Here is a 21,076-nt window from a genome sequence, read left to right as displayed (position 1 = left end):
CGTGCCCGTCGAGGAGCCGCATCAGGTTCCGCCTGCGCGCTGCAGCCGGGAGCCCTTGGCGAACAGTCCGGTCACTCGCGTGATCACGTCGTGCGCCTCGCTCACGATCCGCCTCACCAGATCGGGACTCGATCCCGCGGTCTCGACGATCGTCACCCCGGAGTCGACGATGGCCCGCCGGTCGTCGTCGTAAGGCGGGGGTGTGATCGTCGGCAGGATGGTGAGGTTGACACCGAACGGCTTGTCGGCGAGTCTGCGCGTGCGCTCGATCTCGCGCGCGAGGTCCGCCGGGGTGGGTTGGGTGAGGGCCGTGATGATGCCCAGGCCGCCCGCCTCAAAGACGGCGGCGGCCAGTTCCGCCCGGCAGACCCACATCATCCCGCCCTGGACGATGGGGTGTTCGATCCCCAGGAGTTCGGTCAACCTGGTGCGCAGCAGGGTTCCGGCCGGGCCGTCCTCACGCAAGGATCTCACCGCGCTCGGCGCGCTCCACCAGCGATGCGGGCGGCAGGAACCGCTCGCCGTAGGTCGCGGCGAGTTCCCGCGCCCTGGTGACGAAACCGGGCAGTCCGCCGTCGTACTGGTTGACGTACTGCAGGACGCCGCCGGTCCACGCCGGGAAGCCGATGCCGTGGATCGAGCCGATGTTGGCGTCGGCCACGCTCGTCAGCACGCCGTTGTCGAGGCAGTCGACGGCGTCGAGGGCTTCAGCGAAGAGCATCCGCTCCTGGAGGTCCTCGATCGGCAGCACGCGCTGCCCCGAGCCGTACCGCTCGCGGACACCAGGCCAGATGCTCGTCGACGAGGCCGAGGGCCAGCGCTGCCCGGGGGGTGAACTTCTTCGCGGGCAGGATCACCTCCGAGAGCGCTTTGTGCAGGCCGAGCATGCGCACGGTGCGGGTGATGCCTCCGCCGCCGGGAAGCAGTCCAAGGCTGACCTCCGGCAGGCCGAAGCGGCTGCCGGGCAGGTCGGCGGCGATCCGGTGGTGGGCGCAGAGGGCGACTTCGAGGCCGCCGCCCAGTGCGGTGCCGTTCAGCACCGCGACGACCGGCCTGCCGAGTTGTTCCAGTCGGCGCATCCAGCCCTTCATCCGGTTGATGTACGCGGTCTCCTCGGCGGCTTTCTCGGCGCTGCCCGCACGCAGCCGGTTCAGATCACCGCCGGCGAAGAAGGTCTTCTTGGCGGACACGAGCAGCACGCCGGCGATCTCGTCGCGCTCTGATTCCAGCCGTGGGACGCACTGCTCCAGGCCGGTCATGAAGGCGTCGTTCATGGTGTTGACCGACGAGGTGGGGTCGTCCAGGGTGAGGGTGACGATGCCGTCTGCGTCGCGGGCGTAGGTGATGGCGGATTCGGTCATGTCTCTGGCTCTCTTCGGTATGCGGTGAGTCCGGAGGGTGTCAGAGGCGCTCGATGACGGTGGCGATGCCCATCCCGGCGCCGACGCACAGCGTCGCGAGGCCGCGGTGTCCGCCGGTGCGCTCCAGTTCGTCCAGGAGGGTGCCGAGGATCATGGCTCCGGTGGCGCCCAGCGGGTGGCCCAGCGCGATGGCACCGCCGTTGACGTTGACCTTCTCGTCGGGGACCTTGAGGTCGCGCTGCCACTTCATGACGACCGCGGCGAAGGCTTCGTTCAGCCCGAACAGGTCGATGTCGTCGATCTCCAGGCCCGCGTTGGCGAGAACCTTCCTGGTGGCCGGCGTGGGGCCGGTGAGCATGATGGTCGGCTCCGCGCCGGTGACGGCGGTCGCCACGATGCGGGCGCGCGGGACGAGACCGAGGCGCTCGCCGATCTCCCGGGTGCCGATCAGGGTCAGCGCGGCGCCGTCGACGATGCCGGAGCTGTTGCCGGCGTGGTGGACGTGGTTGATCCGCTCCAGGTGGTGGTACTTCTGCAGCGCGACCGCGTCGAAGCCGGCCTGCGCGCCGACGGCGGCGAAGGACGCGGGCAACGACGCGAGGCTCTCCACCGTGGTGCCGGGCCGGCGGTGCTCGTCGTGGTCGAGCACCAGCACGCCGTTGAGGTCACGGACGGGCACGATCGACCTGCTGAAGCGGCGCTCGCGCCAGGCGGTCTCGGCCCGCTCCTGCGAGCGGGCGGCATAGGCGTCGACGTCCTCGCGGCTGAAGCCTTCCAGGGTCGCGATCAGGTCGGCGCCGATGCCCTGGGGCACGAAGTACGCGTCGTACGCGGTGGTGGGATCCTGCGCGTAGGCCCCGCCGTCCGAGCCGATCGGGACCCGCGACATCGATTCGACCCCGCCCGCGAGCACGAGGCTTTCATAGCCGGAGGCGACCTTCTGTGCGGCGAGGTTCACCGCTTCCAGGCCGGAGGCGCAGAAGCGGTTGATCTGGACACCGGCCACCGTGTGCGGCAGCCCTGCAACCAGGGCGGCGGTGCGGGCGATGTCGCCGCCCTGCTCGCCCACCGGCGACACGACACCGAGCACGAGGTCGTCGATGCGGCTCGGGTCGAGTGCGGGAGTGCGCTCCTGGATCGCGTGGATCAGCCCCACGGCCAGGTCGACGGGCTTGGTGCCGTGGAGCGCGCCGCCGCGGTTCCTGCCGCGCGGCGTCCGGACGGCGTCGTATATGTAGGCGTCGGACACGACGCCCCCTTTCTCGGGACGGGACGTTGTGCAGAACGGCTCGGACACCGGAGCGCTCGGCGCGGGAGATCTCCCCCCGGGGCGCCTCAGCGGGGGTCTACAGGCCCAGGTCGCGGCCGACGATCTCTTTCATGATCTCGGTGGTGCCGCCGTAGACGGTGGTGATGCGCGAGTCGAGGTAGTCGTGGGCGATGCGGTATTCGAGCATGTAGCCGTAGGCGCCGTGGAGTTGCAGGCAGCGCCCGACGATGGTGACGTACTGCTCCGTGGCCCAGAACTTCGCAGCCGCGGCGTCCACCGCCGTGAGCTCGCCGCAGGAGTGCCTGGCGAGCAGATCGTCGAGGTAGGCGCGGCCCACCCGGGCGGTAGTGACCATCTCGGCCAGTTCGAAGCGCGTGTTCTGGAAGGAGCCGATCGGCCTGCCGAACGCCTTGCGTTCCCTGACGTACTCCAGGGTGCGTTCGAGCACCCCCTCGACGGAGGCCACGGCGCCCGCGGCGATCGAGATCCGTTCCTGCGGAAGGTTGCGTATCAGGGACGTGAAGCCCGAACCTTCCTCACCGAGCCGGTTGGCGGCCGGCACTCGGACGTCCTGGAAGAACAGCTCGCTGGTGTCCTGGGCGTGCAGGCCGATCTTCTCCAGGTTGCGGCCGCGCGAGAAGCCGGGACGATCGGCCTCGATGACCAGCAGGCTGATCCCGCTGTGGCGGTCCGGACCGGTCCGGACGGCGGTGACGACGAGGTCGGCGTTCTGGCCGTTGGAGATGAAGACCTTGCTGCCGTTGACCACGTAGTCGTCGCCGTCACGGACGGCGGTGGTGGTGATGCCGGCCAGGTCGCTGCCGGTCCCGGACTCGGTCATCGCCACCGCGACGATGAACTCACCGGCGGCGATGCCAGGCAGCCAGCGGGCCTTCTGCTCGTCGTTGGTCAGGTCGGTGAAGTAGGGCACGACGATGTCGTTGGACAGCACCACCCCGGCGAGCCCGTCCGACACCGGACGGCGCGAGAACTCCTCACCGATCACGGCGTTGAAGCGGAAGTCGGTGACCCCGCCGCCGCCGTACTCCTCGGGGATGTTGAAACCGAGGATCCCGGCGCGGGCGGCCTCCTGGAACAGCGAGCGGTCGACCTTGCCCTCGGCCCGCCACCGCTCGGCGTGCGGGGCCGCGTGCTTGTCGGCGAACGCACGAACCGTCTCCCGCAGGAGTTCGTGCTCGTCCTCGTACAGCGACCGCTCCGCGGAGATCACATCGGCCATCAGAACTCCTGTTCCAGATCATGATCGGGGGGGGAAAGGCAGTGCGCGCGGTCAGCGTCGGCTCCCCGGCAGGAGAACCGGCTTCAGCGTCACTCCGGCCTGCTGGTCGGCCACCGCCCGATCGAAGTCGCCCAGGGGGTAGGTGGTCACCAGGTGGTCGAGGGGCAGGAGACCGGACCGGTACCGCCGGACCAGTTCGGGTATCAGGACCGATGGTTCGGCATCGCCCTCGACGCAGCCGCGCACCTGGAGCCCACGCAACATCAAAGTCCGCATGTCGAGGCTGACTTCGGCAGGGCCGAGCCCGACCAGCACCAACACACCGTGCGGCCGGAGCAGGGTGAGTGCGCGAGCGATCGACTCGGGCCGCCCCGTGGTGTCCAGCGCGTGGGTCACCGCCGGGATCGAGTCGGCCGGCGAGGCGACGGCCGTGGCACCGTACCGGGCTAGGAGTGCGCGGCGCGCCGCGACAGGCTCCGCCACGACGACCTCGACGCCTTCGGAAAGAGCCGTCAGTGCTGCGGCGGCGCCCACGCCGCCGGCGCCGACCACCAGCAGGCGGTCACCCGGCCGAGGGCGAAGGACGTTGAGCACCGCGCCCGCGCCGGTCAGGAATCCGCAGCCCAAGGATGCGACGGCTGCCGGTGGCACGTCGCCGACCGGAACGCATGATCCGGCATCGGCCAACGCGGCCGTGGCGAACGACGACTGGCCGAAGAAGGCCCCGAAGACCGGCTCGTCGCGGACGCGTATGGTCGGCGTTTTGTCCAGCCGCCGCCCCGAACCGTTGAGCGCGGTCGCCCAGGCGCAATACCCCGGCCGGCCGGCCCGGCACTGGGCGCATCCTCCGCACGACGCGAAGGAGATCACAACCCGGTCCCCGACCGCGAGCCCGTCGACGGACGAACCCAGGTACTCGACGGTGCCGCAGCCCTCGTGGCCGAGGACCGCCGGCCGCTCGCCGAGCTTCTTGCGGGTGACGAGGTCCGTGTGGCACACCCCGACCGCCTCGATCCTGACGATCACCTCGTCGGGCCGTGGGTCGTCCAGCTCGGCTTCGACGAGTTCGCTGGGCGCGGAGCCGCGCGAGAGCAGCGCGGAGATCTTCATTCGCGCTCCAGGCCGAAGTAGAAGAGGTGGCCGTCGGCGGACACGGCAGCCGCCTTGCCGTTCATCACGCCCATGAGGGTGTCGTCGTCCACCTGTTTGAAGTGGTCGAAAACCGGCATGCCGTCGTACACCATCGTGGCGGTCACCTCGCCGCGGAACTCGATGTTCCACAGGCTGGCCTCGCCTCGGCCCGAGGCGGTGTCGGAGTAGAGGCCGCCGTCCTGCGCCCGGCAGATCAGCGGTTTGGCGTCGTCCAGTGCGACGAACCTCTTGCCGTGCCACCGGCTGCCGGTCAGCACCCGCTCGACGGGATGGCCCGTCGGGAAGGCGAAACCCCGCCAGGAGCCGAGGATCGACGAAGCGTCGACGGTCTTGAGGTCCGCCCACAGGGCGTCGAGCTCGCCCGGGTCTATCGGGCCCGCCGCTGCCCGCAGGGCTCGCCACCGCTCGGGTACCGGGGGCATGCCGCCGCTCATCGCACACCCAGCCGACGCATCAGGGCCAGTTGGCCGTTGGTGCGGCGGACGAAGCTCTCCACCGGCTGCTTCGGCGACGGGCCGAGCGGCCTGATGCGCTGCACGGCGACCGTCTGGCTCTCGGTGTACTTGAGGATGCCCTCGGCCCCGTGGCGGCGGCCGAGTCCGCTGTCGCCCATGCCGCCCATGCCGGCCTCGATGCTGCCGGCCGCCGCGGCGGCACCGTCGTTGATGTTGACCGATCCGGAGCGGATCAACCCGGCCATCCGCTCGGCCTCGCGGGTGTTCTTCGACCAGATCGACGCCGACAGACCGTAAGCCCCCTGGTTGGCCAGCCTCAGGGCCTCGCTGTCCGTGGCATAGGGGTACAGCGAGATGACCGGGCCGAACGTCTCCACCGCGCAGACGGCCATCTCGGAGGTGACGCCTTCGAGGATCGTCGGCTCGTAGCACAGCGGCCCGATGTCGGGCCGGGCCCGGCCGCCCGCGAGCACGGTCGCTCCTTTGGCCACCGCGTCGTCGACATGGGCCTCGACCGCCGCGAGCTGCGCCGGCGAGACCAGCGACCCGATGTCCGCCGAGTAGTCGTAGGACTGTCCGAGCCGCAGCGCCTTCGTCGCCCTTACGAACTCGTCGCGGAACGCGTCGTAGACCTTCTCGTGCACATAGGCGCGTTCGATGTGGATGCACATCTGCCCGGTGTTCGCGAAGGCGGCCACGACCGTGCCCGCCGCCGCGGCGGCGATGTCGGCGTCGGCGCGCACGATCAGCGGGTTCTTCCCGCCGAGTTCGAGGGAGGAGCCGATGAGTCGCCGGGCGGCGCGCTCCGCGACGGTGCGTCCGGTGGCGGTGGACCCGGTGAAGCAGACGAAGTCGACGGTGTCGACGACGGCGGTCCCGACCACGGCGCCGTCACCGGCAACGATCTGCCACAGATCGGCGGGCAGGCCCGCCTCGGCCAGCAGGGCGCGAGTCCACAGCATGGTCAGCGCGGCCTGGGAATCCGCCTTGGAGACAACGGCGTTGCCGGCCAGCAGCGCCGGGATCACATCGCCAACCCCGAGGTAAAGGGGATAGTTCCACGGGGAGACGACCCCGACCACGCCCTTCGGCACCCGCAGTTCCCTGACCTTCGTCAGACCGGGCACCATCCCGCGCACATGACGGGTCGCCAGGTATTTCACGGTGCGGCGCGCGTAGTGCCGGGCGATGGCCGCGATCTGCGCCACCTCCTGCCAGGCGTGGTACCGCGCCTTGCCGGTCTCCCACTGGATCAGGTCGAGCACCTGGCCCTGCCGTTGCAGCAGCAGGTCGTGGAAGGCGAGCACGATGTCGGCCCGGCGCGCGATCGGCGTCCGCGCCCACTCCCGCTGCGCGGCCCGGGCCGCGGCGGCGGCGGACTCGACGTCCTCCGGGGCGCACGCGGGGACGGGCGCGATCGGCGACAGATCGTACGGCGCGACCGCGGTCGCCGGGGCGACGGCGCCCCGCTCTGGACGGGTCTCGTCCCGGTGCACCCACGCACACCACTGCCCGATCAGTTCGTCGGTCACCCATGCGGGTCGGGGGCTCGCCGCCGTCCGGGGCGGAGGCGCGTCGATCTTTTCCTGCTCCGTGCTCATGGGGCTCCTAGGGATGCCGGACGGGTGCGGGACGGCTGCGGTGACGTCTGGGCCGTGCAGAGGCCTTGCCGCCGGGGTGACGCCTCGTTATGTTAATCAAAAATCACACCTATGGGCAACCTTGAAATCAGCTCGCATCCTGCGCTTCAGGCACAGATGCTGGGTGAGATGCAGCCTGCCCCGAAGTAGGGAAGTAAATGGAAAATCTCACTAGAAGGCGCATTCTGACGCTTGGCGCCGCGCTGGGCCTCGTGAGCGTGGCGGACGTGTCCCACGCATGGTCGTGGTCGTCCACGGGCTCGATCGCCGGGACCGACACGGTCACCGACCCGTTCTCGGTCTGGGATCCCACGGCGGACGAAGTGGCGGCCCGGCTCCTCGCCGACGGCGCGATCCCGGCGGTCAACACGGCCTGGGAGTCGTGGGTCAACAACAGCGACTCCCTGCCGTCCGGCATGCCGGACTACCTGACCGACTACCTGTCGCAGGTCAACCGGCTGCCGTCATGGGCCGACTCCGCCCTGCTCGCCGCGTCCCAGAAGCTCTACAAGCGCCTGAGCAGCTATCTGTTCGTGTCCGAGAGCCTCGGCAGCGGAATCCTGAGCACCGTGATCCCGCGGGAAGCCAGAGCGGTCTACTGGTCAGCCGGCGGCGCCGACATGAAGGCCCGCGCGGCCAAGACCTTCACCTTCGGCTACGACCTGCACAGCGAGAGCGCCTGGGAGCCCACGGGGCACTTCGTCGTCAGCGCCAACAAGACGCGCCTGGTGCACTCCGCGGTCCGCAACCTGCTGCCGAACTCGCCGCACTTCATGGCGACCGCGGATGAGCCGAAGCCGATCAGCAACGGCGACATCCTGATCACGTTCCACTCCGTGGCCACCGTCGCGCACAACAACCTGCAGAAGTGGGGCGTCACGCTGTCGGCCGCGGAACAGGCCGCGGACCTGCACGCCTGGCAGGTCGCCCTCCACCTCCTCGGCGTGCAGGACCAGTTCATTCCCGCCAGCTGGTCCGACGCACAGCAGCAGGCCACCCAGATGCTGTGGCCGGTCGTCGCCCCCACGGTCGAGGGCACCAGCCTGGCCAAGACACTGCTCGGGTACGTCGAGGACCCCGTCCTGGGCCTGGACACCGGGTTCGTCAGCGAGATGGTCCGCTACCTGATCGGCGACGAGTACTCCGACTGGCTCGGCCTGCCCCACGACCTGGTGTCGCGGGCCCTGATCAAGGCCGCATGGCCGGCGTACGTCAAGTTCCGCGAAGGGCTGTCGCCCATCGTGCCGGACGGCTTCTACCTGTTCGACCAGTTCGTGCGCGGCATCGCCATGCTGTACCTGAACAACGGCACCTCGGCGACGCAGACCCCGATCACCCTCCCCACCGCGAACCGGCCCGGCGCCTGAGCCGGCGGACCCGCTCACGTGACGCCCCGCGACCGGCCCGGCGGGTCGCGGGGCGCCTCCCGCCCGGCTCAGAACACCCGCTCCGTCCCGAGGTCCTGACGACCCGTCTCAGAGCCGGCATGGGCATTCGCAGCCCGGCCCGCGCCACTCGCACCGTGCTCGCCGCCAGGGCCCCCGCGGCGGACCCCGCGCATGCCATGGCCCGGAACCGCCGGTACGGGCTGTCCTGGAGGGAGTTCAGTCGTGGACTCCACGTCCGCAGCGGTCCCCTGCGGCGATCGGCCGGAGGGCACCGCTACTGCAGGCCCAGGGCACCTACGACCAGGGCGGTGACGGCGTCCCGGTGTTCGCGCGTGTCCTGCCAGTGCAGCCTGCGACCGGCCTCGACCACGACGCCGAACCCCGCGTGCACCAGGACCCGGGCCTGGCGCGCATCCAACTCCGGTCGGGCCAGCCGCAGTTGCTGCTCCCACACGGCGATGTGCTCGCGCTGCGCGAGGATCAAGGGCTGTCGCAGGTCTGCCGGCAAGCCGGCGACCTCGGCTTCGGCGACGCTGGTGAGCTCGGTGTGCTCGAAGCTGTAGGCCACGTACGTCGCCGCCAGCGCGACCACGGCGTCGTGCGGGTCGGTCACCTCGTCGAGGTTCTGGTCGACCGCCTGGGCCAGCAGTCCCGCCGCCTGCAGGCAGGCAGCCACCAGGATGTCCACCTTGGTGGGGTAGTGGCGGTAGATGGCGGACGTTGTCAGTCCCACCGCCTCTGCGATCTGCCCGTTGGTGACCTTGACGAACCCGTCCCGCGCGAACAGCGGGACGGCGGCGGCCAGAATCTCCGCGCGCCGAGTGCGCGGCACCGGCTGGACGGGCAGCTCGACAGGGCGCGGGCCGCCGACGGACGTGGCGGGGTCGGTCGTGGCCACGCGCAGGGCACACGCCGACAGCACATCCTCGACCCGGCGTTGGGCGATGGAGACGTGATGCATCGTGATGGACCCGATCGCCCCGAGGGCCGCCGCGGCTCGCAGCTGCGCGTCCGGCAGCGGGGACTCGCGCCGCACCGCCTCGGTCACTCGCCCGACAACGCGCGCGAACTTCGCCCAAAGGAGCCGGCGGTCCTCACGATCGAGGTACCGGGCCTCCCACCGGTAGAGGCCGCCCGACGCGCGCTGGGCCACGGTGACCTGGGTGACGGCGCCGAGCACCGCCGTCAGGTCCGCCTCGGGCGGCACATCGTCGAGCGCTGCGACGAGCCGGTCCACCATGACGTTCGCACACTCGGCGAACAGCGCGTACTTGTTGGGGAAATGCCGGTACAGGGCCGCCGCGCTGATGCCCACACCGGCGGCGATCTCTTCCATGGACGCCGCGTGGTAGCCGCGCTCGCTGAACACTCGGCCGGCCGCCTCGACGATGAGCCGCCTACGGTTGCGCGGTCGAGTGGCCGCGATCGGATCGGCGTTCACCGGCGGGCAGGAGTACGCGGAGACAGGGCCATGCGCGCTAGTGAATCACAAGACGATCGAGGGTCAGAACCCACTGCGGCGCTGGTCGCGCCGCGCGTGACTCCCCCTTCACTTCCCATGTGATTTTCCATTAACAAAAGGCTTCTTGACCGGCGCTATCGCAGGCATAATGACGCACGATCCCGCCCCCACCCACCCGGAACCCGAGGAGTGGCATGTCCACTGACACGGCTCCCGCCTGGTCCTTCCGCCACCACTGGATGGCACAGGCGGCCACCCACGCGATGATGCGGCCCGACAAGCCCGCGCTGCGGTACCTCGGGGCCACCAGGACCTGGGCTGAGCTGTCGCGGCGGTCGCTGCGACTGGCGGCCGCACTCGCCGACCGAGGCGTACAGGCGGGTGACCGGGTGGCCATGCTCACTCTGAACCACCCATGGTTCGTGGAGAGCGTGTTCGCGGCCAACAGCCTGGGGGCCATGGCCGTCCCGCTCAGCTTCCGGCTGGCGCCGCCGGAGGTCGGCTACATCCTGGCCGACTGCACTCCTTCGGCCGTCGTGGTCGACGCGCAGCTGCTGCCGCTGCTCCAGGCGGTGCCGGCCGCCGCATCCATCGCCACGGTGATCGTCATCGGCGAGTCGGACGCGGCCGAGGGATACACCGGTTACGAGAGCTTCCTGGCCGCGCACGAGCCGATGGAACTGCCCGACATCAGCGAGGAGTCCACGGCGCTGATCATGTACACCTCGGGCACCACCGGTCGGCCGAAGGGCGTGATGCTGTCCCACCGCAACATGCAGGTACAGGCGATCACCTGCATCCGGGCCATGGAGATGTTCGACGACTCCGATGTCGGCTTCCTGACCGCACCGTTCTTCCACATCGCGGGCCTCGGTTCGATCGTCGCGAACTTCCTGGTCGGCGGCACGGTGGTGATCCACCCGCTCGGGGCCTTCGATCCGCAGGCCGTGCTCGACGCCTATGAACGCGAGGGCGCCACCATCGTCTTCAACGTGCCGCAGCAGTGGGACCTGATCTGTGCTCAGCCCGGCATCGACCAGCGTGATCTCAAGCTGCGCGTCATCAGCTGGGGGGCCGCGCCTGCGAGCGACGCGACGCTTCGAGCCATGGCGGAGAAGTTCCCCGACGCCCTCAATGTCGCGGTGTTCGGCCAGACCGAGACCTCACCGATCACCTGCGTCCTTCGGGGTGAGGACTCGCTGCGCAAGCTCGGATCGGTCGGCCGGCCGATCCCGACCGTCCAGTACCGCATCGTCGACGCCTCCATGAACGACGTCGCGGTCGGCGAAATCGGTGAAATCGTCTACCGAGGCCCCACCGTGACACAGGGGTACTGGAACAAGCCCCAGGAGACCGCGGACGCCTTCCACGGAGGCTGGTTCCACTCCGGCGACCTGGTCAGGCAGGACGAGGAGGGCTTCATCTGGGTGGCCGACCGCAAGAAGGACATGATCATCAGCGGCGGCGAGAACATCTACTGCGCCGAGCTGGAGAACGTCATCGCCGAGCACCCCTCGGTGCTGGAGGTCGCGGTGATCGGCAGATCCGACGAGCGCTGGGGCCAAGTGCCGGTCGCGTTCGTCGCGGTCGCGCCGGAGACCGACCTGTCGCTGCGGAGGCTGACCGCCTTCCTCGACGGGAAGCTCGCCTCCTTCAAGATGCCCAAGGCCCTCGTGGTGGTTCCCCGGCTTCCCCGTAACGCCGGCGGAAAGGTCGTCAAGAGCATGTTGCGCGCCCAGGACGCGCACGGACACCTGGCACGGACCGAATCGCATTGACGGTTCAAGGGTTCCCGCACGGCCGTCGCACCCGCGGGGATGGTCCCCGTCACGCACGGCCGGCACTGCACCGGCCGCGCCGCTCCCCGCACCCGCGGGGCCGTCCTCGGAGATGCTCTCCCGCAGCCGGGAGTACGCCGGGGGCAGGCCGCCGCTCGCCACCAGCCGCAGCCCTCGGGCGATGTCCCGCACGCATATGTGGGCCATGCCGCCCAGCGCTCCGAGCTCGGCCATCGCCAGCCGCAGGGCGCACTGCAGCACCCGGGCATCCCCCAGACGGCCGTCCACCGCATCGAGGAGCCTCAGCCGGTCGACCCGAACGCGATCAGGCCCTTCCCGGACGTCTTCGCGATGCGCGGCTTGCGCGGCCGTGCCGGACTCCCGATCGGTCCTCTCCCGACACATCGAGCACTCTCACCCGGCGATCAGGGATCCCGGCCGGTCGGCGATCACCGGGCATGTCCGACGACACACTTCACCATGACGTCGCATCCAGGGCGCGTGCGACCAGCGCGGAGCCTTCCGCAGGCACCCCGGCAGCCGGGCGTGCCCGCGCCCTCCCCCTCGCAAGCACCGTCAGATCGGAGGCCGAGGAGCCGAGCCCGCCGGTCGCAGCCCGCTACTTGACATATTCACCTCCGTCACTTTCCGTGTTCGTCTCCGTCGCCCTGTTCAAGACCCGTGCATCGCCCCCATGCGCACAGTGACGCAGCCCTCCGCCCAGGGTGGGCTCACAGCCCTAGGGGGTGTTTCGAGAGTCCTGTGCGGTGCCCGCGGTGTCCGGTGCGTGCTCTCGGCGTGCCGGACGAAAGCCCTCGTACTGGACGTGCTCGGGGTTTCGCCCGGTGCGGCGAGTGGGGGTGCCCCCTGCTCGAAGAGCCTGGGGGAGCGTGCCGGGCGCCGTGGGTGCTGTGCGGGACTTTCGAAACACCCCCTGGCTAGACGGCGTCCGCGCCTTTACGCCGAACATTTCGGTGGACGGCCTCTCCACGCCATTGACGATCAAGAGGGGCCGGAGGTTCTGAGGACCGCCTGGGCGGGCTCGCCGTCGATCTGTCCGTGTCCGCGCAGGGCCCGGGCACCCGATCGGCCCCATCCGGGCAGCGCGGATGGATGCTGCGCGGGGCTGGGCTCACCGAAGCGCCCGACCGGTGAGCGACGCGCAGCATGGAAGGAACGAACAGCCCCGGTCCCTCCTCCCAGAGGTGAGGTGCGATGGCCCTTCCCGCACGACATCGGTCCGGCAGTCCGCTGGAGCACGCCTTCCCCTGGTCGAGCCGACGGCCGCGAACTTCGACAGACTGTTGGAGAGGACGAACCGGTTCCTGAAGACCGCCGCGCCGTCCTGGACCGAGCCGACCGACCCGAGCAAGATCGGTGACGCACACGTTCCGATGGCGCAGCCGCCAAGCCCCGCCCTGTGGAGCTCCCGGCCGGGCCCCTACTGGGCCGGGCAGTGGCCCGTCGGCCGGTGCGGACGGGTGGAATGGCCGTCTGCTTCTGCCCGCGTCGGAGGGCCTCGGCAGCGTGGATGCAAGGGGAAAGACCTGATGGAGCGCGAAGAGCCGTCACAGCCCAGCCTGCACGTTCCTGACCTGCGGTCCGCTCAGGACGCCGATCTGGAGCGGATCGGTGAGACCTTCCAGGTGCTGGCCCGCGCCCAGGACCGGCTGCAGGGTCTGCTGGATGCGGTACTGGCGATCAGCCGCGAGCTGGAGCTGCCGGCGGTACTGCACCGGATCGTCACCACAGCCATGGAACTGGTCGACGCCCGCTACGGAGCGCTGGGCGTGCTCGACGAGGCGAGCGAGCAGCTGGGGCAGTTCATCCCGGCTGGATTGAGCGAGCGGGAGCGTGCCGATCTGGCCGGTGTGGAGTTGCCCCGCGGCCGGGGGGTTCTGGGGCATCTGATGCGCCATCCCGAACCGCTTCGGGTCGAGGACGTTCCCTCGCATCCCGCCTCTGCGGGGTTCCCGCCCGGTCATCCGCACATGCGTACGCTGCTGGGTGTCGCGATCAGCGTACGTGGCGAGATCTTCGGAGACCTGTACCTGTCGGAGCGCCGCGACGGACGGCCCTTCGACCGGGCCGACGAGGACATCGTCGTCGCGCTGGCGGGTGCCGCCGGGATCGCCATCGAGAACGCCCGCCTCTTCGATCAGGTCCGAGCCGGTGCGGAGCAGTTCCAGCGGCTGCTGCTGCCGACCCTGCCGGATCTGCGGCCCTTCACCGGGGCCGCCGTGTACCGGCCCGCCAGTGCCCCCGCGCACCTGGGCGGTGACTGGTACGACGCGGTCCTGCTGCCCGACCGTGTCTGCGCGGCTGTGATCGGCGATGTCGTCGGCCATGACCTGCGTGCCGCAGCTGCCATGGCCGCCACCCGCAATATGCTTCGCGCCCTGCTGTTCGACCGGCGTACCCCGCCCAGTGCCGTCCTCACCCAGCTCGACCACACCCTTCACGCGATGACCGAGAACCCCGTCACCACGGCCTGCCTGGCCCGCATCGAACCGGTCGGTGACGACTGGAGACTGCACTGGTCCACCGCCGGCCACGTCCCGCCGCTTCTGATCGCTCCGGACGGCCGGGCGGAGTACCTGCATGCCGAGCCCGGCGTGCCTCTCGGGGTCGATACCGCGCAACGGCGCCCCGACCACACCCGACCGCTGGCTGCGGGAGCCACCGTGGTCTTCTTCACCGACGGGTTGATCGAGCACCCGGCCCACCCCATCGACGTCGGCCTGCGCGCCCTCGCCGAGCTCGCCACGGCCTACGCCGGTCTGCCCCTGGACGATCTGGTACAGGCATTGGCCGACCACCATCCCAGCGACGGCCACGACGACATGGCCGTCCTCGCCCTGCGTACTCCCGCCCGGGCCCAGTCACCGGCCGCCGTGCCCTGCTGCTGAGCATGGCGCCCTCCGTCGTACCGACGGTGCCGATCTTGCGCGGCAGGTCCGCATTCAAGCGGTCGGGGCGGGTCCGGGGAGCCGGTCCCCCGCCGCGGCCAAGCGGTTTCTCGCTCGGACCGTTCAAGGGAACCGGCACGGTACCACGGTGATCGTCGCGGACAAGCTCCGCTCCCACGACACCGCTCACCGCGAGGTCATGCCTTCCGTGGAGCGCAGCCCGCACAAGGGCCTGAACAACCGGGCGGCGTAAGCCACGGGCCCCCGGCAGCATGAACGCGCGATGAGAGACTTCCGCTCCATGAGCGCGGCGCAGCGCCTCCTACGAACCGTCACGAGGCCTTACCTACGGAGGTTCAATCGCTGGGCGGCGAACAGTTCCAGGTGCGCACAGTTCGGGCAGCGGAAGGCATCGATCTGCCACTGCGGCAGGCCCCGCGTCCTGGCTATGCCTATCACGCCCCGCTCAAGGAGGCTTCCGAACCATCGTGCGTACCCGCGGGCGCCGCTGCCGCTGTCGCTGACGAAGCCCTGCTCAAGACCGACCTGGCCGCATTGGGTGCACCGCATGTTGTTCACCGGGGAAGTGTAAGTGGTGGCCGGGGATTGATGCCGGTGAGTGTCGCGTCTTCAACTGTCGCGAGTTCCCCGGGTCGCCGGGTCCACTACCTGCGGATCCCACGCGCCCGACAACGTGGCGCGTACCGGGCTGCGGCGGCAGCAGCCCGGCACGACGACTCCGTGGTGGACTGCTTCGAGCCCGCGACTGTCAACGTGGTCTGCCAGGCGCACGCACGGGAGGCAACGCGGTTGCCGGTCGGGCGCCCGTCGGCGCAGGGGCCGCGGCCGCTCCCCGGAGCCGATTCGAAGGCTTTGCATTCGGTGCCGGGTTGATCGCGCATCAGATGATCGACGGTATGCGGTCGGCACGACATGTGCACCTGAGTGGCCCTCCTGGATCACACCTGCATCACGCCCAATATGACACTAAAAGCCGCCTTCAGTACCTTCGTCGAAGGTCGGCTGTCCGGCCGACGTCTCTCAGATGGAGGGAAGTGACATGCCTACGCGCACCTTCGCTGTGGCCGCCGCCGTAGTGGGCGCGGCGGCCCTTGCCACCACCGGTATCACCTACGCCACCTCGATCGTCGACGCCAACGAGAGGGCGGCCCCGCCCGGCCACCACGCGGCCCCGTCGGCCCAGCCGTCGTCACCGTCCGCGCAGCGATCGGCCTCGGCTGCCCACGCCAGCGGCAGCGCCGGGGGAAAGAAGGAGAACCGCAGCCAGGAGAACCGCAGCCAGGAGAACCACGAAAAGCAAGACCACGACAAGCAAGGCCACGACAAGCAAGGCCACGACAAGCAAGGCCACGACAAGCAAGGCCACGACAAGCAAGGCCACAACAAGCAAGGCCAGGACAAGCAACTCCAGGGCCAGGGAGGCGGGGATCACGGTGACGGCCACGACCGCGGCCACGGATACGGGTTCGGCGACGACCGCGGCTACGGATACGGCTACAGGCACAAGGGAAGGATCTACTTCAACGGCCGGACGTACTCCGCCCACGCGGACGGCTGCGTCACCGTGGCCAAGAGTCTGAGCTCCAACAGCTTCAACGTCTACAACGACAGCGGGCTGATCATCGAGGTCTTCCGGGGCTTCACCTGCGACAACGCCGCTCCCGTCGCCACCGTCGGTCCGCACGACCGCAGCAACGGCGTCGTGGCCCGCAGGGCCCGCGGGGGCGTGTCCGGCGACAACGACGTGGTAGGCAGCTTCCGGGTGATCGGCCGCCACCACGACGACTGGTGACCGTGCCGTCCGGAGCGGGGGAAGACGCCGGCGGGGTCGCGGCGGACGCGCTTGCCGATACGCGAACGGGGCGGTCCTGTGCGCTTCCCGGACTGCCAGGCGTGGAGATATCCGCAAGGGGCCGCGCCATCGACGCCCTCGCTGCCCGCTCCCCCCGCCCAGCGCCGGGCCGGCGATGCTCGCTCCGAGTGCTGCCCAAGCAGCGCGCTCGGCAGGCCTGACCCGGTTGCCGCTGCTTCGGGTGTTGAGGATCGGTAACCGGGACCCCCTCCCGGTGAAGGCTGAAGACCGGGCTGGGGCATGGGTGTTCACCAGCTGTCCCGTCAGCGGTTCAGCGTCCTCCGGTACGTTCAGGTGAGCGAAGGGGCCGGCATGGCCCGCATCGGCGATGCCGAAGATGCCGACTGGGCCATCGGCGGTGAGCGGCCGGATTTCGTCAGGTCGTGGGGCCGACGAGTTCGGAGAGAACGTCTTCCATGGTGACGAACCCCAGCACGGTTCCCTTGTCGCCGGTGACGGCCGCCAGGTGGGTGCCGTCGGCTCGCATCGCGGTGAGGGTGTCGTCGAGCGGGGTGCCGGTCTTGACACGCGTGACGGTGTGCAGCGCGGTGCGGGGGAAGGGCTTGTGGCGTTCGGTGACGCCGAGGGCGTCCTTGATGTGCAGGTAGCCCAGGACGACGGAGCCGGGGGCGAGGACCGGCAGACGGGAGTAGCCCGCGGTGGTGGCGGCGCGTTCGAGTTGCGCGGGGGTGATGGTGTGGTCGACGGTGACCATCTTGTGGATCGGGACGAGGATCTCGCCGACGGGTCGGGTGCCCAGTTCCAGGGCGTCGCGCAGGCGTTCGCCGTCGGCGGCGTCCAGGAGGCCGGCCTGGCTGGAGTCGGCGACCAGGCGGGCGAGTTCGTCGTCGGTGAAGACGGATTCGACCTCGCCCTTCGGATCGACCTTGAGCAGGTGCAGCAAGGAGTTGGCGAAGGCGTTGATGCCGAAGACGACCGGTTTGAGGGTGCGGGTGAGGGCGACCAGCGGGGGTGCGAGCAGCAGGGCGGTCGGTACGGGCGCGGCCAGGGCGATGTTCTTGGGCACCATCTCGCCGATGAGCATGTGCAGATAGGTGGCCAGAGTCAGTGCGACGACGAAGCCGATGGGGTGGATCAGCGCGTGCGGGACGTGCACGGCATCGAAGGCGGGCTCCAGCAGGTGGGCGATGGCCGGTTCGGCGACCGCGCCCAGCACCAGCGAGGAGACGGTGATGCCGAGCTGGGCGGTGGCCAGCATCGCCGAGAGGTGCTCGATCCCCCACAGAGTGATCCGGGCTTGCTTGTCGCCGGCCTGTGCCCGGGGTTCGATCTGGCTGCGGCGTACCGAGATCAGGGCGAACTCGCCGCCGACGAAGAAGGCATTGGTGAGCAGGGTCAGCGCGCCGACGAGGAACTGGACGGTGGTCATCGGGCGCTCTCCTGCTCGGCCGGGGTGGTCGCGGGCGCGGTGAGGGTGACACGGCCGGCGCGGTGATGGTCGACGGCAAGGACCGTGGCGTCCCAGCCGTCGAGGTGGATGCTGTCGCCTTCGGCCGGGATGCGTTCCAGACGGGTGGCGATCAGGCCGGCCAGGGTCTCGTACGGCCCGTCAGGCGCCGCAAGACCGATCTCGGTGAGCTGGTCGAGGCGGATGCCGCCGTCGGCCTCCCACACCGCGCGGCCGTCAGCGGCCGGGGCGGGGAGCAGGGCGGGGACTTGGTGGGGGTCGTGTTCGTCGCGGACCTCGCCGACGACCTCCTCGACGATGTCCTCCACGGTCGCGACCCCGGCGGTGCCGCCGTACTCGTCGATGACCACGGCCATGGTGCGCGTCGCGCGCAGACGCTCGAGCAGGGTGTCGACCGGCAGGCTGTCGGGCACCTGCAGCGCCGGCGTGATCAGGTCGGTGACCGGGGTTGTGGGGCGCTTGCCCTCGTCCAGGGCGAGAACGTCGCGTATGTGCACGGTGCCGATGACCTGGTCGAGGGTGTGGCGGTAGACCGGGAAGCGGGACAGTCCCGTGGCGTGGGTGAGGTCGGCGGCGTCCGCGGCGGTCGCGTGGGCCTCGAGTGCCTTGACGTCGATGCGCGGGGTCATGACGTTCTCGGCGGTCAGCTCGCCCAGGTGCAGGGTGCGCACGAACAGCTCGGCCGCGTCCGCCTCGATGGCGCCCTCGCGCGCCGAGTGCCGGGCGAGGGCCACCAGTTCCTCCGGGGTGCGGGCCCCGGCCAGTTCCTCGGCGGGCTCCAGGCCGAAGCGGCGCACGAATCCGTTGGCGGTGTTGTTCAGGTGCCGGATGAAGGGGCTGAAGGCGGCGGTGAAGCCGCGCTGCGGACCGGCGACCGCCCTGGCGACGGCCAGAGGGCGGGAGATCGCCCAGTTCTTGGGCACCAGCTCTCCGACGACCATGAGCAAGACGGTGGAGACCGTCACGCCGAGCACGGTGGCGGCCGTGGCGGCGCCGCCGCCCAGGCCGATCGCCTCCAGCGGCCCGCGCAGCAGGGCGGCGAGCGACGGCTCGGCGAGCATGCCGATCACCAGCGAGGTCACGGTGATGCCCAGCTGGGCACCGGAGAGCTGGAAGGTCAACGTGCGTACGGCCTTCAGGGCGCCGTCGGCACCACGCTCGCCGGCCTCGGCGGCCCTCTCCAGCTCACCGCGTTCGACGGTGGTCAGGGAGAACTCGGCCGCCACGAAGACGGCGCACGCCAGGGTGAGGGCCAAGGCGAGCAGGAGCAGCAGGATCTCGGTCACCGTGCCACCCCCGTACCCGTCCGTATCGGCCGGCGGGAAGCGGCACGGTTGGTACTGGGAGGTTCACCCATTGCGGGCCTACTGCTCCTTCGTCGACGAGGACCGGGCGGTCCGGTCCTTGCATGTCCGGCGGGAAGGGATGTTTCCCCGAACCCATCGTAAAGGGTCTGCAAAGCACCTCGTCGGGCGAGCGTCCCCAGCCCGTCGGCGGGGCGCCTTTTCGGACTTTTCCCCAGCCGTGACGCAAGGAACCCCCCGAGGGCCGCACCACCTCTATGCTTCTACATGCTTGTAGAAAACGCGAGGGGCCGGCCGGCTGTTCCCGACCGCTTTCGCGCGCAGACGTCCGCCGGAGAAGGAGGTGCCGCGCGATGAGCGGTGATCCGCTCGCCGCGAGCGGCGACGGGTCGACGTACCGTCGGCCGGCGCGGTTCCCCACCGCACGTCACCGTGGTCCGCCCCGGGAACCGGGCGCCGCATACGCCCGCACGCGTCCTCACCCACTCACCTCGCCCGGGAGGGCACACATGGCTTCGACCGACCTGGGCAAGGTGGTGGACAGGGCGTGGGCAGGCAGGAGCCTGCCGGAGATCCCGGCCGCGCCCGTCGCCGCACTGAAGGGGGTCTCCGACCGTGACGGCGAGCTGCCGAAGGAGGCGTTCGGCGTCACCACCGTCGCGGACCTGGCCGAACTGAAGTACGTCCGCCGGACCCAGGCCCTGGCCGCCATGGAAGCGGACAAGTAACCATCGCGCCCGGTGGTGCGGCCGGCCGCACCACCGAAGCGCCGTACGTCACGCACACGAAGGAGTGAACGCCAGATGGTGTTCAAACGGCTGCTCGGCTCGCTCGGTGTGGGCGGGCCCACAGTGGACACGGTCCTCGCCCCGGGCGCTGTCCTGCCCGGCGGCACCCTGTCGGGCCGGGTCCACCTCGAGGGCGGCAACGCGGACTTCGACATCGACCGCATCACCCTCGAACTCGTCGCCCGCGTCGAGGCCGAGCACGACAGCGGAGAGAGCGAAGGTGTCGTCGTCTTCGACCGGTTCACCATCGGCGGCGGCTTCCGCCTCGCCGCGGGCGAGCAGCACGGCGTCCCGTTCAGCCTCACGCTGCCGTGGGAGACGCCGATCACCGAGCTGCACGGGCAGGGCCTGGGCATCGCACTCGGCGTGCGCACCGAGCTGGCGGTGGCCGGCGCGAAGGACAAGGGCGACCTCGACCCGCTCGCGGTGCGCCCGCTGCCGGTGCAGGAGGCGGTCCTGGAGGCCCTCGGCCAGCTCGGGTTCGGCTTCAAGTCCGCCGACCTGGAGTACGGGCGCATCCGCGACACCGGCCAGCAGCTGCCCTTCTACCAGGAGATCGAGCTCACCCCGGCGCCGCAGTACGCGCACCGGGTGAACGAGATCGAGGTGACCTTCCTCGCCGCCCCGGGCGGCATGGACGTGGTACTGGAGGCCGACAAGCGCGGCGGCTTCTTCTCCGCCGGCCACGACGCGCTGACCCGCCACACCGTCTCCCACGACGGCGTCGCGCACCAGGACTGGAACGCCGTGGTCGACGGCTGGATCCAGCAGCTCGTCGAGCACCGCACCGCCCACGGCGGTCACGGCTCGTACGGGCACGGCGAGCCGTACGTGGGCCACGGACACGGCGACCACCACGGTGACCACCATGGCGGCCACCGGTCGGGGCCCGGGATGGGCACCGCGATCGCCGCGGGCGCGGCCGGTCTCGCCGTCGGTGTGGTCGGCGGCATGGTCGCCGCCGAAGTCGTCGACGAGGTCGGTGACTTCTTCGAAGGCGACGAGGAGGACGAGGGCTGAGGAACCA

The 21,076-nt window shown here is 70.3% G+C and carries 17 protein-coding genes and 1 pseudogene; 6 read left to right on the top strand and 12 right to left on the bottom strand.

The window, feature by feature from the left end:
- Positions 1-21: 21 nt before the first annotated feature.
- From ACFSL4_RS36100 to ACFSL4_RS36065, 8 genes and pseudogenes are all read right to left on the bottom strand, one after another.
- Positions 22-465: an NAD(P)H-dependent flavin oxidoreductase gene (locus ACFSL4_RS36100; protein WP_381092235.1), complete on the bottom strand. Its 444-nt coding sequence runs from the start codon at positions 463-465 to the stop codon at positions 22-24.
- A pseudogene (locus tag ACFSL4_RS36095) lies at positions 458-796 on the bottom strand (3-hydroxyacyl-CoA dehydrogenase); the annotation flags it as partial. The gene ACFSL4_RS36100 and the pseudogene ACFSL4_RS36095, both read right to left, overlap by 8 nt.
- Entirely contained in the window at positions 708-1,274 is a 567-nt protein-coding gene (locus tag ACFSL4_RS36090; protein WP_417822062.1) for an enoyl-CoA hydratase/isomerase family protein, read from the bottom strand. The gene ACFSL4_RS36090 and the pseudogene ACFSL4_RS36095, both read right to left, overlap by 89 nt.
- Before the next feature lie 127 nt (positions 1,275-1,401).
- A complete protein-coding gene (locus ACFSL4_RS36085; protein ID WP_381092229.1) occupies positions 1,402-2,610 on the bottom strand; it encodes an acetyl-CoA C-acetyltransferase in 1,209 nt (402 codons plus the stop codon).
- A gap of 97 nt (positions 2,611-2,707) precedes the next feature.
- Positions 2,708-3,871: an acyl-CoA dehydrogenase family protein gene (locus ACFSL4_RS36080; protein ID WP_381092227.1), complete on the bottom strand. Its 1,164-nt coding sequence runs from the start codon at positions 3,869-3,871 to the stop codon at positions 2,708-2,710.
- Between the two features lie 51 nt (positions 3,872-3,922).
- Positions 3,923-4,981, bottom strand: coding sequence for an alcohol dehydrogenase catalytic domain-containing protein (locus ACFSL4_RS36075; protein ID WP_381092226.1), 1,059 nt, complete (start codon positions 4,979-4,981; stop codon positions 3,923-3,925).
- Positions 4,978-5,445 carry a DUF4334 domain-containing protein gene (locus ACFSL4_RS36070; RefSeq protein WP_381092224.1) on the bottom strand — a complete coding sequence of 156 codons (468 nt, stop codon included), beginning with the start codon at positions 5,443-5,445 and terminating at the stop codon, positions 4,978-4,980. The genes ACFSL4_RS36075 and ACFSL4_RS36070 overlap by 4 nt, the downstream gene beginning before the upstream one ends.
- Positions 5,446-5,453: 8 nt before the next feature.
- Positions 5,454-7,079 (bottom strand): succinic semialdehyde dehydrogenase, encoded by a 1,626-nt coding sequence (locus ACFSL4_RS36065; protein WP_381092222.1) that lies wholly within the window; start codon positions 7,077-7,079, stop codon positions 5,454-5,456.
- A gap of 197 nt (positions 7,080-7,276) precedes the next feature.
- Here ACFSL4_RS36065 and ACFSL4_RS36060 point away from each other — a divergent pair, with 197 nt between their 5' ends.
- Positions 7,277-8,485, top strand: a complete 1,209-nt coding sequence (locus ACFSL4_RS36060) for an oxygenase MpaB family protein (RefSeq protein WP_381092220.1) — start codon at positions 7,277-7,279, stop codon at positions 8,483-8,485.
- A 295-nt stretch (positions 8,486-8,780) separates the two neighbouring features.
- Here the strand turns inward: ACFSL4_RS36060 and ACFSL4_RS36055 are convergent, their stop codons facing one another.
- The gene (locus ACFSL4_RS36055) at positions 8,781-9,947 is read right to left on the bottom strand and encodes a TetR/AcrR family transcriptional regulator (RefSeq protein ID WP_381092218.1); all 1,167 of its coding nucleotides are present in this window, start codon (positions 9,945-9,947) and stop codon (positions 8,781-8,783) included.
- A gap of 215 nt (positions 9,948-10,162) precedes the next feature.
- Between ACFSL4_RS36055 and ACFSL4_RS36050 the strand changes: the two genes are divergently transcribed.
- Complete coding sequence (locus tag ACFSL4_RS36050; protein WP_381092216.1) at positions 10,163-11,746, top strand: long-chain-fatty-acid--CoA ligase; 1,584 nt, start codon at positions 10,163-10,165, stop codon at positions 11,744-11,746.
- Between the two features lie 1,550 nt (positions 11,747-13,296).
- Positions 13,297-14,655, top strand: a complete 1,359-nt coding sequence (locus ACFSL4_RS36045) for a PP2C family protein-serine/threonine phosphatase (RefSeq protein WP_381092214.1) — start codon at positions 13,297-13,299, stop codon at positions 14,653-14,655.
- Between the two features lie 342 nt (positions 14,656-14,997).
- On the opposite strand, the gene ACFSL4_RS36040 is transcribed toward ACFSL4_RS36045, so the two are convergent.
- On the bottom strand, positions 14,998-15,225 hold the full coding sequence (locus ACFSL4_RS36040; protein ID WP_381092244.1) for a hypothetical protein: 228 nt from the start codon (positions 15,223-15,225) through the stop codon (positions 14,998-15,000).
- Between the two features lie 490 nt (positions 15,226-15,715).
- Between ACFSL4_RS36040 and ACFSL4_RS36035 the strand changes: the two genes are divergently transcribed.
- On the top strand, positions 15,716-16,468 hold the full coding sequence (locus ACFSL4_RS36035; RefSeq protein WP_381092212.1) for a hypothetical protein: 753 nt from the start codon (positions 15,716-15,718) through the stop codon (positions 16,466-16,468).
- 436 nt (positions 16,469-16,904) lie between these two features.
- Here the strand turns inward: ACFSL4_RS36035 and ACFSL4_RS36030 are convergent, their stop codons facing one another.
- On the bottom strand, positions 16,905-17,918 hold the full coding sequence (locus ACFSL4_RS36030) for a hemolysin family protein (protein ID WP_381092210.1): 1,014 nt from the start codon (positions 17,916-17,918) through the stop codon (positions 16,905-16,907).
- On the bottom strand, positions 17,915-19,243 hold the full coding sequence (locus tag ACFSL4_RS36025; protein WP_381092208.1) for a hemolysin family protein: 1,329 nt from the start codon (positions 19,241-19,243) through the stop codon (positions 17,915-17,917). Before ACFSL4_RS36025 ends, ACFSL4_RS36030 begins: the two co-directional genes overlap by 4 nt.
- Positions 19,244-19,770: 527 nt before the next feature.
- On the opposite strand from ACFSL4_RS36025, the gene ACFSL4_RS36020 reads away from it, so the two are divergent.
- Together ACFSL4_RS36020 and ACFSL4_RS36015 are read left to right on the top strand one after the other, a co-directional pair.
- The gene (locus ACFSL4_RS36020; protein WP_381092206.1) at positions 19,771-19,989 is read left to right on the top strand and encodes a hypothetical protein; all 219 of its coding nucleotides are present in this window, start codon (positions 19,771-19,773) and stop codon (positions 19,987-19,989) included.
- A gap of 75 nt (positions 19,990-20,064) precedes the next feature.
- Complete coding sequence (locus tag ACFSL4_RS36015) at positions 20,065-21,069, top strand: sporulation protein (RefSeq protein WP_381092204.1); 1,005 nt, start codon at positions 20,065-20,067, stop codon at positions 21,067-21,069.
- Positions 21,070-21,076 lie beyond the last annotated feature (7 nt).

This window comes from Streptomyces caeni (assembly GCF_042678285.1).
GTDB lineage: Bacteria > Actinomycetota > Actinomycetes > Streptomycetales > Streptomycetaceae > Streptomyces > Streptomyces caeni.
This window is presented reverse-complemented; position numbering and strand designations above follow the sequence as displayed.